Here is an 11,802-nt window from a genome sequence, read left to right as displayed (position 1 = left end):
GACTACAACATCATGTGCGAGACGTTCCCATCCGTTTTCGTTGCAGGCATGTTCGGCTTTCAGAAAGCTGAGTTCTTCGAACTGACTGGTGCAGAGGAACGCGAAGCACCGAAGGTCTCGTTCGACAACAAGTAGCAGTCTATTCATGAATCAGGTGCCGGCCGTGAAGAAACTCGCCTGCACTGTTTTTATACTGATGGCAGCCCTCATGCTTCTGTCCCTCGTGGGCAGAGCAGGGGCTGCCGAAGCGGAGCGCATCCTGTCGGGCGATAGCGTTGTCACCGTCCATGTCGACTCCACGGAGTTATCTGGTGAAGCAAGAAGCTAAAGGAGCACACATGAGAAAGCGTAGACTGCTGACCTTGACCTTCGTGCTGGCGATCGCGCTCCTGTTGTCCGTCCCGGGACTGGCTCTAGCCGACCAGGAACGTATCACCAGCTTCGACAGCGCGATTACCGTCAACCAGGATGGGTCGATGCGGGTCGAGAACACCATTACGGCAGTCGTAACGGGTGACCAGATCCAGCACGGCATCTACTATGACTTCCCGACCATCTACAGCAACACGAAGACCGGCGGGCGTCTCGTCATCGACTTCGTTGTCCTGGGCGCTCAGCGCGACGGTCAGACCGAGCCGTACACCGTGAGCAGCCTGTCCAACGGCAAACGCGTCAAGATCGGAAGCGCCGATGTCCTCATCAGCCCCGGCCTCCACACGTGGGTGCTGCGGTTCAGCGTGGACCGCGAACTAGGCTACTTCACCGATCACGACGAGCTTTACTGGAACGTCACCGGCAATGGCTGGACCTTTCCCATTGAGCGCGCAACCGCGACGGTCACCCTTCCCACGGGCGCCGCCGCAAAGATCACCGGACTCGCCGCGTATACGGGCGCATCCGGCTCCACGGCAAGCGCCGTGACAACGACACAGGCCGCCGACGGGACCCCGACATTCGTCACGACGTCCGTCCTCAACCCTGGCGAAGGTCTGACGATCGTGATCGGATGGCCTAAGGGATACGTGACTCCGCCGAATGCCGTAACCCGGCTGGGCTGGTTCTTCCGCGACAACAGCGCTCTCATCGCAGGCCTCCTCGGCGCGCTGCTCGTCTTCCTGTACTACATGGTCATGTGGTATCGTCACGGCAATGACCCCAAACGCGGCACGATCTTCGCGCTCTTTACGCCTCCCGAAGGGACGTCCCCCGGAGGTGTCCGGTACCTGTCACGCATGGCCCACGACAGCAAAGCGTTCACCGCTGCATTGATCGACATGGCGGTCAAGCGGTACATCAGCATTCATCAGGATCACCACAAATACTGGATCGAGCGGGACACTGCTCCTGATTCCGTCCTGTCCGACGATGAGCTCGCTCTTGCCGGATCCCTTATCGGAACCAGCGCACGCGTGGACTTTGAACAGGCGCACGCAGAGGATATCCAGCGAGCGATCCTCGCCAGCCAGAAACCCCTGGAAGCGGACTACCAGCCGAGGTTCTTCGTGAGCAATACGGGGTACCTCCTGACCGGAATCCTGCTCTCCGTCGGGGTGGCGGCGCTCACCTTCTTCGTTTCCACCAGCGGGACTGCGTCGCAATTCGTCGCTCCGGTCGTTGTCGGGATCGTGCTGGTCGTCATGGCCGTGGTCTTCGGCTCCACGCTGAAATCGTACACGCAGGAAGGCCGGAAGATGGTGGACGAGGTCGCGGGGTTCAAGATGTACCTGTCGGTGACCGAGAAGGACCGCATGAATCTGCTCGACCCACCGGACCGGACTCCCGAGGTCTTCGAGAAGTACCTGCCGTTCGCCTTGGCGCTGGATGTAGAGCAGCGCTGGTCGGAGCAGTTTGCAGGCGTGTTCGCCCATATGGCTGCAGAGGGACGTCCCTACGCCCCCGTCTGGTACTACGGAGCCTACTGGAATCCGGCCAATCCAGCCGCATTTGCCAGCAGTATCGGCACCGGGTTCAGCAACGCCATCAGCGCTTCAGCGGTAGCACCTGGCTCCAAGTCGGGCTTCGGTGGTGGTGGAGGCGGCGGCTTCAGCGGTGGTGGTGGAGGTGGTGGAGGAGGCGGTGGCTGGTAGAGCGCTGTCTCTTGCGAGAGCCACAAGAAAGGACAACCCTGGGGGGAATATCCCCCAGGGTTGTCGTGTTTCCCGAATGTTCAGGCTGTGGGAAGCTGTGACTCCTTCTGGAGCTGTTCACGGCGCCTGCGGTAGAGGACGATCGGCAGGTCACCCTGGATGAGATTCTCTCCACCGTTCAAGCTGCTGACGAACGGTCGCTGGGTCTGCACGACACGGCGGTCCTGGTGCGCGATGGTGATATCCGCCAGCCCGGTCAGCAGGTCGGACAGTTGCCGGACAAGGGGCAGTCTGCCGAACCTGCGATAGAAGCGCAGATAGAGGATGCTGTGCTGTTCGTCGACGCACACGAAGGCGGCGGTGATACGGGCGTTCGCACCCAGGTTGTTCTGCCAGAGGTTGGGGAAGACGAAGGTAAGCTGCGCATCTCGCTCCGGGACCGGCATTTCGTCCGGCCGGCGAGGGGTCTGGCCGTGATCCTTCTCGTTGTCCACCCAGATGCGCAGGATGTTGCCCTCCATGCGCGCCACGGGGCCGTTGACGATGGTCTTGTTGCCCGCGCCGATCGTGTTGTAATGAACGAAGGGCAAGTGAACGACATCCAGCTGGTTCTCGATCGCACGTGTGTAGAATGCGTTCCAGGGGTCGCGCCAGGTGCCATAGATCAGTCTCGTATCGTCCAGACCCGAGATGAACGGCAGTTCAGGGTATTCATCTCGCGGCTCGCCCCACCACAGGTAGATGTAGCCGTGTGCTTCACGCACGACGAACGCCTCGCCCTGGAACGTGGCCGGCACGACGGCGTCTTTGCCATTTGCGGGGATGACTGTGACGTGACCTTGGCCGTCATATTGCAGGCCGTGAAACGGACACTCCACACAATCGCCTTTGACCTTCCCCGCGCTGAGTGCCACCCCCCGATGAATGCAGTGATCGCTCATGCATGCCACAGCGCCCTTCGCATCGCGCCACAGGACGAGGTCCCTGCCCATGCGCCGGACGCCGAGGAGTCTTCCCGGCTTGACCTCGCGTGATTCAAGGATGACATACCACTGGTTTCGAATCATCGTGTCACCTCCTGTTTGCTACGTCCCAGGGACCCTCCCTGGACGACCACACGAATTATACTGGATATGGGGTCAGCTGGTAATTGCACACTCGGTGGTACATATGCCGGATCAGTTTGACTTGGCCATCGACGTCTCATAGACAAGGACCAAGGGATGGATTCCCGCCTTCGCGGGAATGACGGATGGAAGGAGGAATTCCCATGTGCGCGGGAATGGCGGAATGGGCAGCATTTTAGGTTATGTCCGGGGGTCCTTGTGTCGGCGGTCGAGCTCCCGCTGGATCTGGCGCTGTTCCCATCCTCTTCCCAGGAACCGCCCGATGCCAAAGACCGAGATGGCATGCACCACGAGGACAACACCCCATCCGATGAGCGGCCAGATGAACCAGATGGCGCCGTCGTTCTTCTTGAGCGTGGTAAGATTCAGAATGGCCAGGGCCGCGTTGGCCACCAGAAACATGACCGCGTGGGCGTAGAACCCCTTGACCTCCTGGACCCGGTCCCTCGCCCTCTGATACTCCTCGAGCTCCGTCACGACAGCGCCTTCTGCGAACACCCTGGCGTCATGTTGTTGGGATAGCAGGTGAGGACCATCCAATGGTTCTGCAATTCGAAGGGTGGAAGTCTATCGCCTACTGTTGTCACTTGTACCTCCAGATTGTGAGTTCCCTCAGTATATCGCAGAACGGTGAGGCGTCATCCCTTCAGTGACAGGAGATGCGCCAGCTCGGCGGCCGCCTGAGTCAGCAGGGCCAGACCGTTTTCCATGGCCTCACGTTCACTCATGGGACGGTCGAGGGTCGTGATAAAGACATCGATGCCGGCCTCGCGGACCTGTGCCCGATCGCGCACGGCCCCGGCAATAGCCACCGTCAATCCCTCCGGCGAAACCTTCCGGAAACGCTGCGCCACACGGACCGGAGCCTTGCCATACACCGTCTGAGCATCGATGCTTCCCTCACCAGTCACCAGCACGGTGCATCCCACCGCTCGGGCGTCGAAGTTCTCGAGGTCCATGAAAAGCTCAGCGCCTGACTCCAGGTGACCGCCCAGCCATGCGACGGCTGCGCCACCGACACCGCCGGCGGCACCCGCCCCAGACATATCGTGCAGCCGCACGCCCGTCATCTGTAACGTGATGTCAGCCAGCCGTTCCAGGCCCTTCTCCAGCAGCGTCACCATGTCGGGCGTGGCTCCCTTCTGCGGACCGAACACCGGAGCTGCTCCCGTCAGACCGAGCAGAGGATTGGTCACGTCGCTGGCGACCACCAGCCTGGTCTGCTTCATAGGCGAGTTTGCCACGACACGAGCCAGCCGGGATAGTCCCTCGCCGCCTCGCCATGAGGCATTGCCGGCCTCGTCGGTGATGCTGAAACCCAGCGCAGCCAGCATGCCGAGCCCGCCGTCCACGGTGGCAGATCCGCCGATACCCAGGATGATGCGGTCCGCACCATGTTCCAATGCGTGTTTGATAAGCAGACCAGTCCCCCACGTGGTCGTGAGCATGGGATTCCGTTCCTCGGCGGCAATCAACGCCCATCCGGACGCCCTTGCCATCTCGATGACCGCCGTCTGGCCAAGCCACACCACAGGCGCCTCGATGGGACGCATCACGGGATCGAAGGTACTCACGAATTCGACGCGTCCACCCAAGGCTGCAGCTACATCCGTGGTCCCGTCGCCACCGTCGGCAAGGTAGACCTTCTCGACCTGAAAGCCGGCACCCTCGAACGCCAACGCCACGGCATCGGTGGCAGCCTTCGTGGAAATGCTCCCCTTGAACGCGTTCATGCTGACAAGTACCTTCGCCATAACAACCCCCTTTGTGCCTGCTCAGTGCACCAAAAGCGGCAAGACAAGCACACCCGCGAGTACGGCCAATCCTCCGACCATCAATGCAACGGTGATGTTGCGTCGGCCAATACACTTTCATTGTAGCGGCAGCTCTGTGGGACTCCAGACCAATCAGACTTGACAGCAGCACATGCCTGACAATAATATTGACCGACTGGTCAATGACCACGTAATCGACAGATCACACAACAGGCGAAAAGCGAGGAGATGTCACATGCTGATCGAACTGAACAAGGTGGGGCGCAAGTACCAGATGGGGCAGGGTGAGTTTTGGGCGTTGAAGGATGTCACATTGAGTATCCCGGAGGGCCAGCTGGTGACCATCCTGGGTCCATCCGGCTCTGGCAAATCGACGCTGTTGAACATCATGGGCGGTATCGACCACGCCGATGCTGGCACCGTCCGCGTCGCCGGGGTCGACCTCTCGCATGCATCGGAACGTGACCTCACACAATTTCGACGCGACACGGTGGGTTTCGTGTTCCAGTTCTTCAACCTCATCCCCAACCTGACGGTTCGTGAGAACGTCGAGGTGACAGCAGACATCGCGAAGAAGCCCCTGTCCATCGATGAGGTTCTCGACGCCGTGGGGCTTGTGTCCATGGCTGATCGGTTCCCGTCTGAGCTCTCCGGCGGCGAACAGCAGCGTGTGTCGCTTGCCCGGGCGGTCATCAAGAATCCCGCCCTGCTGCTTGCCGACGAGCCGACCGGTTCGCTCGACTTTGCCACGTCGCGGGACATTCTCCGCCTCCTGGTCCAGATCAACGAGACCTACCGCACCACCATCGTGCTGGTCACACACAATGCTGCCATCGCGGACATGACGGACCGCCTCATTCGGCTGCGCAGTGGCGAGGTCGAGGAGGACCGTCTGGTCGGTCGCCTCATCAAGGCAGAGGAAGTGACCTGGTGAACACCCTGCTGAAACGCCTTCCCCGCACGATCCGCTCCAACCAGTGGCTCGTCTACGGCAGTATCACGCTGGTCATGCTTGCCTGCATGCTGTATGCCAGCCTCAACGGCGTTATGGTCGACCTTAACCAGAGCAGATCGCGGTTCGAAAGCGAGTCCCAGATGGAATCGGCCACGTTCCTGCCGCAGAAACCCTTTACAGACCTGTCTACTTTCGAACACGACAACGGACTGACAATCGAACGCCGCCGGGAAATCGATGCTACGGTCGACAGCGGCCTCACGCTGCGGGTGTTCGAACGAACGACGCGTGTGGACATCCCCGCCATCACTGCCGGCCGTAACATGCAGGCAGATGACGAAATGTTGCTCGGTCAGACGGTCGCCACCGCGCTCAAGATCCCGCTGGGGACGAAGATGACCCTGCTGGGACATTCCTTCACCGTTGTTGGGTTCACGGCCGTCCCGGACTACATGTACCCCATCCGCACCACCGACGACGCCGGCATCATTCTGGACCCCAAGGCATTTGGTATTGCCGTCATTACGCCTGCTGCGATGGACACTTGCGCTCCCACAGCTCTTGCGACCTGGCATATCAAGACCGTCGACGGGACAACCGTCAGCGCACGACAGGCGCTGAACGAGACGGTTGGTCTCACGTACTGGCAGGATATCACGACAAACGCGCGCTATACCCTGGCCACAGTCAAACTCGAGGGAATGGCGTCGGTATCCACCAGCATGCCACTGGTCATCCTCCTGCTGGCCTGCCTACTGCTGGCTGCGGCACAGGGCCGCATGGTCCGTATGCAGCGGGCCCAGCTTGGCACGCTCAAGGCAATGGGCTACTCAACGTGGAAACTCGTTCTGCAGGAACTGGCACTCCCGGCGCTCATCGCGTTGTCGGGGTCGGTGCTGGGTGTCCTCTCGTCGATTCTCACGATGCGCCCCCTGCTGAACTTTATGGTCAGCTACTTCAGCATTCCACTGTACGTGGCAACCATCCCGTGGAGAGCCGCCATCATCGGCATCGTGGCTCCCGTGTTCTTCACTGTCCCAGCTGTTGCGGTGGTTGCGACACGTCTTCTGGGCCAGGCACCCGTCAAGCTGATGCAGGCGACCGCCCTTAGCACTCGCCCCGGCCTCCTGGAGAGGTCCCTTCACTTGAAACGCGGCTCGTTCCAGAACCGGTTCGCCGCGAGGGCGGCCATCCGAGGGCTGACACGGCTGACACTTCTGATGCTCGGGGCAATGCTCGCAGGCTACCTGCTCCTGTTCGGCGGCGCCATGCGCGACTCGATGAGCACGCTGGTACGGAGCGCGTTTCAGGACACGCAGTACAACTACACCTACGCGCTGACGGCACCGAGGCTCGAGAACCCGTGGGGTGGAGAGGTGCTGACGTCCGAGCCATTCACGACCACTGACGGCCGGCTGACCTTCCAGGTGGTTGGACTGCCCGCCACGTCGACGCTGTTCGTCCCTCATGACAGTAAAGGTCAGGCCATCCCCATCGACCGCATCATCATCACGCGTGCGCTTGCGCAGAAGCTCAACTTGAAGGTAGGCGACAGCTTGACGATGCAGCAGGCAGCCACCGGACAGGAGGTCACACTGCCCGTCGACGCCGTGGCTGAGATGTATACGACAGCAACTGTCATCATGCCCCAGGAGCGGTTGAACAGCATCGTCGGGGCACCACTCGGCAGTTTCAACGCCGTCCTCAGCGCGACAAGCCTGCAGATCCCCGCCCAGGACGTACTGACGACGCTCTCCATGGCACAGAGCCGTGCTGCCTTCAACTCTGCAATTATGCCACTATGGGTGGCACTCGGGTCAGTAGCGGTCATGGCAGTCTTCATTGCGCTGCTGGCTCTGTCGATCGTCACGACGCTGACCGTGGAGGAAGAGCGTTTTACCATCTCGTTGCTCAAGGTCCTTGGCTACCGGCCAGAGGAGCTGAACCGGATGGTCCTTGGGTCAGGGATCGTCGCAGTAGCAACCGGCTTCATTCTTGGCATACCCCTGCTGCTGGCCTCCCTCGGGAAGCTGCTTTCCACGACAACGAGTGGCATCAGTTTCAGTCTGCCCATACGGCTCTCACCACTGTCGATCCTGGTCTGTGCCGTCATCATGCTGGCCACGTACCTGGTGTCGTTGAGAGCGGCACGGCGCAAGGTACTGGGCGTGCAGATGGCTGTCAGTCTCAAGGCTGCGCGAGAGTAATGCAGGCATCACCGCGCCGGTCCGTCGCCGACGACAGGCGGACCGCCCTGATCACCGCGGCGATCAGTGAATTTGCCACCGCCGGCTATTTGGCTGCCTCGACGAATCATATCGTCGAGACAGCCGGTGTCAGCAAGGGGTTGCTGTTTCATTATTTCGGCGACAAGAAGGGTCTCTACATAGAGGCTGTTCAGGCGTGCATCACCGAAGTGATGCGCCGCTTCGACGAACGTGTGGGGCCGACCAGCACTGACTTATTCGAGCGCCTCAGACAGTACACGCTGGCCAAGTGGTCCCTGATCGAAAAAGATCCAATGATATTCGCATTCCTTCAGGAGGCCATGACCGACCCTCCGGCAGAGCTGCGCGATGCCCTGCTCGCCTCCACGGCCGAGATCACAGCCTCGACATGCCAGCGGCTCTTCCAGGACATCGACACGAGTGCCTTCAGACCGGGCGTGACCATCGAACAAGCTATGCGCCTGCTCTCCTGGACGTTCGACGGACTGGGGAAGCAGTACACGACCATCCTCAGACAACAACCACTTGACCTCGCAAGCGTACGGAGCGTCATGTTCGCGGAGGTAGACACCTATGTTGCCCTGTTGCGCCACGGCATCGAAACAGACCCCTCCTGATTGCCCTTTCCTGAACGACTCAACCTTCCTATACTTGGAGAAGAACGTGAAACAACGAGACATCTGACCCTAGTCAACCTTGACGAGGGGTGAATGCCGCTGGCCCGGGCGGTGAAGCGTCGGCCCCGCCGACCGGGCAGTAGAGGATGGGAGGTCATTATGCCGTTCGTCGACCAAGACGTNNCCACAGAATCAATCGGTGACGGCGTCTGTGTCTACACGTCGCCGGACCTGCCTGTCAACAGGGCTGCCGGCATGGGACTGCACAGTCCTGTCACCACCGGTCAGATGCAGGAGATGGAAAGCTTCTTTGCCGATCGCAAGATGCCGGCACAGTTCGACCTCTGTCCCCTGGCCGATCCCTCCCTGCTGGAGCTCGCAGCAGAACGCGGCTACCATGTCGTCCGGTTCCTCGATGTCCTATGCATGGACCTGCCATCCCAGGAATCCCTGCCTGCCCTGCCGCTTGGCGTCGAGATCCGTAAGATCACCGCCGATGAGACCGAGATATGGGCACGGGCGGTCGCTTCCGGTTTTGCGGCGACCGATGGACTCGACGAGTCGGACGCCAATGTCATTCTTGCACGTACCGCCGCACACAGTCCAGGCGTCGTCTGTTACCTGGCTACGGTCGGGGGACAGCCTGCCGGCGGAGGAGCCATGATCCTGCACAACCACCTTGCAGCCCTCTTCTCCTCCAGCACGAGGTTGCCGTTCCGCGGACGAGGTATCCAGAATGGTCTCGTCGCAATGCGCCTGAAAGCAGCAGCTTCCGCCGGCTGTACGACTGCCTCCGTGCTGGCAACGCCGGGGAGCGTCTCTCATCGCAACCTGGAGAGAACCGGCTTCAGGGTCGCATATACCCGCCCAACCCTGCAGAGGTAGCGCCCGAGACCAACCACTGCCGGCCGGCTTCTTCACGATTAGCGATGAAACCGCATGTAGAGCGGGCATTCATCCCGTTCGTTGTTATGCGCTGCCATCATCTTGACGCCACCGGACTTTGGCCTTAGCATAATGATGTTCCTGACAGGTCGCCTGCCAGTCACTGTGCAACTGCAGCTGGACGTAGGGCTTGCCAGAGTCAATCCTTGTCAAGGTCGGGAACCCACCACACCATTTGCATGGAGGTTTCTGTCATGACAAGTACACCGAACGCAGAACAACCACAAGGTTTGACAACTGCAGAGGCACAACAACGCCTCAAGGACGAAGGACTCAACGAACTGCCCACCGCGAGTAAACGTGGATGGGTTCGCATCCTGCTCGAGATCGTCAGGGAACCCATGTTCCTCCTGCTCCTTGCATGCGGCACACTGTATCTCATCCTCGGCGACCGCGAAGAAGCCCTGATGCTGCTGGGTTTCGTTGGTGTCGTCATCGGCATCACCTACTATCAGGAAAAGAGGACCGAGAACGCGCTGGATGCGCTGCGCGACTTGTCCAGCCCTCGTGCCCTGGTCAGGCGTGACGGTGAGTGGATCCGCATCGCCGGCCGCGACGTCGCTCGCGGCGACATCATGATGCTGTCGGAGGGAGACCGTGTCCCCGCTGATGCTATGGTGCTGCAGTGCACCAACCTGCATGTCGACGAATCGCTCCTGACCGGTGAGTCTGTCTCGGTCCGCAAGACAGAGTGGGATGACAAGTCCGAAATGGAGCGTCCGGGAGGCGAGGACCTTCCGACTGTTTATTCCGGCACGCTAGTCGTTTCCGGACAGGGCGTCGCCGAAGTGCGGGGCACTGGACTCCGGACCGAACTGGGAAAGATCGGCAAAGCACTTCAAACCGTGGACACCGAGAAACCACCTCTCCAGCACGAGGTTGCCAATCTCGTGCGCGACATGGGTCTGGTCGGCGTCGGCCTCTGCATCGTCGTCACGATCGTGTTCAGTCTCACTCGCGGCAACAATCTCATCGCCTGGCAACGAGGCTTCCTGTCCGGTCTGGCCATGGCCATGGGCGTCCTGCCCGAGGAGTTCCCCGTGGTCCTGACCATCTTCATGGCCATGGGCGCCTGGCGCATGTCTCAGAACCAGGTCCTGACCCGCCGCGTGCCGGCCATCGAGACCCTGGGGTCGGCGACCGTCCTGTGCGTCGACAAGACTGGTACCCTCACGATGAACAAGATGACCGTCCGCAAACTGGCGGCCGGCGGCGAGTATATTCACATCCCCGCAACAGGACTGCCCGGAGTCCTTCCTGAACGGTTCCATGAACTGGTCGAGTACTCGATCCTGGCCTGTGAAGCCGACCCCTTCGACCCCATGGAGCGTGCCATCCTGGACATGGGGCAGGGCGCCCTCAAAGGGACTGAACACCTTCACGAAGACTGGCAGTTGGAGCGCGAGTATCCGCTTTCGCGCCATATGCTGGCCCTGTCGCACGCGTGGCAGATGCACTCCGGAGGTGGCCGCGTAGCCGCCAAGGGTGCGCCAGAGGCGATCCTTGATCTGTGTCACATGCCACAGGCACAGCAGCAACTGATCATGAAGCAGGTCCTGGACATGGCGAACGACGGCCTGCGCGTCCTTGGAGTTGCCCGCGCCTCCTGTGACAACGACGATCTGCCGGACAACCAGCACGACTTCGATTTCAAATTCATCGGTCTGATCGGTCTCGCCGATCCCATCCGCGCGACCGTGCCCGCCGCCGTCGCCCAGTGCCGTCGTGCAGGTGTGCGCGTCGTCATGATCACGGGCGACTACCCCGGCACGGCACTATCCATCGCGAGAGAGATCGGTCTCCAACACCCCGACCGCATCGTTACCGGGTCAGAACTTGAAGCTATGTCCGAAGAAGAAGTCAGCAATAAGATCCGCGACGTCAGTGTGTTTGCTCGCATGGTCCCTGAGCAGAAGCTCCGCCTGGTCCAGGCGCTCAAGGCAAACGGCGAGATCGTCGCCATGACCGGCGACGGTGTCAACGATGCGCCGGCACTCAAGAACGCCCATATCGGCATCGCCATGGGCGAACGGGGAACCGACGTCGCCCGCGAGTCCGCCGCCATCGT

Annotated in this window: 10 protein-coding genes; 7 read left to right on the top strand and 3 right to left on the bottom strand. The window is 60.8% G+C overall.

Annotated features, from left to right (window positions below):
• Positions 1-12: 12 nt before the first annotated feature.
• The 3 genes from SMC5_RS11555 to SMC5_RS01285 are packed head-to-tail and all read left to right on the top strand — an operon-like array spanning position 13 to position 2,087.
• Entirely contained in the window at positions 13-135 is a 123-nt protein-coding gene (locus SMC5_RS11555; RefSeq protein WP_407079753.1) for a LemA family protein, read from the top strand.
• Positions 136-145: 10 nt separating this feature from the next.
• Entirely contained in the window at positions 146-328 is a 183-nt protein-coding gene (locus SMC5_RS10555; protein ID WP_126869154.1) for a hypothetical protein, read from the top strand.
• Between the two features lie 10 nt (positions 329-338).
• Positions 339-2,087, top strand: a complete 1,749-nt coding sequence (locus tag SMC5_RS01285; RefSeq protein WP_165846379.1) for a DUF2207 domain-containing protein — start codon at positions 339-341, stop codon at positions 2,085-2,087.
• Positions 2,088-2,167: 80 nt separating this feature from the next.
• On the opposite strand, the gene SMC5_RS01280 is transcribed toward SMC5_RS01285, so the two are convergent.
• The 3 genes from SMC5_RS01280 to SMC5_RS01270 form a co-directional block, all read right to left on the bottom strand.
• Complete coding sequence (locus tag SMC5_RS01280) at positions 2,168-3,154, bottom strand: aromatic ring-hydroxylating oxygenase subunit alpha (RefSeq protein ID WP_119119276.1); 987 nt, start codon at positions 3,152-3,154, stop codon at positions 2,168-2,170.
• A 240-nt stretch (positions 3,155-3,394) separates the two neighbouring features.
• Positions 3,395-3,691 (bottom strand): 2TM domain-containing protein, encoded by a 297-nt coding sequence (locus SMC5_RS01275; protein ID WP_165846155.1) that lies wholly within the window; start codon positions 3,689-3,691, stop codon positions 3,395-3,397.
• Positions 3,692-3,852: 161 nt separating this feature from the next.
• Positions 3,853-4,968, bottom strand: a complete 1,116-nt coding sequence (locus SMC5_RS01270; protein WP_119119274.1) for a glycerate kinase family protein — start codon at positions 4,966-4,968, stop codon at positions 3,853-3,855.
• 256 nt (positions 4,969-5,224) lie between these two features.
• Here SMC5_RS01270 and SMC5_RS01265 point away from each other — a divergent pair, with 256 nt between their 5' ends.
• From SMC5_RS01265 to SMC5_RS01245, 4 genes are all read left to right on the top strand, one after another.
• On the top strand, positions 5,225-5,923 hold the full coding sequence (locus SMC5_RS01265) for an ABC transporter ATP-binding protein (protein ID WP_119119273.1): 699 nt from the start codon (positions 5,225-5,227) through the stop codon (positions 5,921-5,923).
• Positions 5,920-8,151: an ABC transporter permease gene (locus SMC5_RS01260; protein WP_119119272.1), complete on the top strand. Its 2,232-nt coding sequence runs from the start codon at positions 5,920-5,922 to the stop codon at positions 8,149-8,151. Before SMC5_RS01265 ends, SMC5_RS01260 begins: the two co-directional genes overlap by 4 nt.
• Positions 8,151-8,789 (top strand): TetR/AcrR family transcriptional regulator, encoded by a 639-nt coding sequence (locus SMC5_RS01255; protein ID WP_119119271.1) that lies wholly within the window; start codon positions 8,151-8,153, stop codon positions 8,787-8,789. The genes SMC5_RS01260 and SMC5_RS01255 overlap by 1 nt, the downstream gene beginning before the upstream one ends.
• 1,139 nt (positions 8,790-9,928) lie before the next feature.
• The coding region (locus tag SMC5_RS01245) for a cation-translocating P-type ATPase (RefSeq protein ID WP_119119269.1) at positions 9,929-11,802 on the top strand (1,874 nt) is incomplete at its 3' end.

The sequence above is a fragment of the Candidatus Cryosericum odellii genome (assembly GCF_003570935.1).
Lineage (GTDB): Bacteria > Caldisericota > Caldisericia > Cryosericales > Cryosericaceae > Cryosericum > Cryosericum odellii.
Note: the sequence above shows the minus strand (reverse complement) of the source record. Positions and strands in the feature narration are given on the sequence as shown.